Annotated in this window: 2 protein-coding genes; both read right to left on the bottom strand. The window is 36.1% G+C overall.

The genetic code is table 11. From position 1 onward, the window contains the following. Nucleotides 1-461: hypothetical protein (locus tag HCK02_RS13900; protein ID WP_167630691.1), on the bottom strand; the 461-nt coding region annotated here is incomplete at its 3' end. A 232-nt stretch (nt 462-693) separates the two neighbouring features. Then, entirely contained in the window at nt 694-954 is a 261-nt protein-coding gene (locus HCK02_RS13895; RefSeq protein ID WP_167630690.1) for a hypothetical protein, read from the bottom strand. Nucleotides 955-1,013: the final 59 nt, after the last annotated feature.

Genomic DNA, 1,013 nt, shown 5'->3' with positions numbered 1-1,013 from the left:
TTCGCATAAGGATCCATGTAATCAGGTTCCAAATGCTCATCAAACCTCATAGCTTCTATAATTTCAAAGAATTCTTTGCTACTTAAAAACTCCAATAAAAGAAGCTCGCTTAACTGTTTATCCTCAAGTAACGTATGCATATCTTGATAGAACTCTTTTCTATAGGTTTCTTCACGTTGAAACTGTTTGTTCGCTTTAATGGTGGAAAAAAATAGTTTAACCAACTCATATTCAGTATTTGTATAGAGAACCTGTTGAATATTAGTGATTTCATGGCTCACAACATCTAACATTTCCTCTAAATATTGTTCCTTGCTAATCGTTGTCCATCTAGTTTCTACTTTTCCTGTCTGTTCATTGAGCGCTGTTGTTCCTGATTGGTAAGGCGGTTTTGTCTCTTTACTATCCGAAATAAGTGCTTGTAATTCCTCTAACTTGACATAGGCTTGAAATCCATCCATGTTAAAACCTCCAAAATTGAAATATACTTGCTTTTTTGGAGGGAATGCCATACACTGTAAGTATATATGTTTGGGTATGGTATTCCCTCAATGGCTCACGTTGGCGCGTGAGCTTATTTTTTTGATGCTCTTCCTACTCCATAACCGGCTAAATAGCAGCCCATAATGACAACTGAAATAAAGAATGCGAGTGTGATTAGATGAAGCATGTATTTCCCTCCTCACTTTTCAACTATTGATAATCTTTCATGTTTCTCAAAAAGTCATGCGCCTCTTCTGCTAAAAAATTCCATTGTCCTTTAAATTGAAACGCCACGCCACGAGGTTCTAAATAGGGAATACAGTGCATTTTCACCCATTCGTCACTATGACCTGCCTCTTTCGCCATCCGTTTCATACTCCAAATGGTTCCTATTCTTGATCTTTCTTGAATTTCCTCTAGTATTTGCTTTTCTATACGTTTTTCCAGTGCTTCAACATCAATAAGTGACATGTTTTCACGTCCCTTTGCCCATTTTTTAATCATTAAATAAATTTTCTTGTTGATTTAAG

The sequence above is a fragment of the Listeria valentina genome, from assembly GCF_011800755.1.
Classification (GTDB): domain Bacteria; phylum Bacillota; class Bacilli; order Lactobacillales; family Listeriaceae; genus Listeria; species Listeria valentina.
The sequence above is the reverse complement of the archived record's forward strand: the minus strand, read 5'-3'. Positions and strand labels throughout refer to the sequence as shown.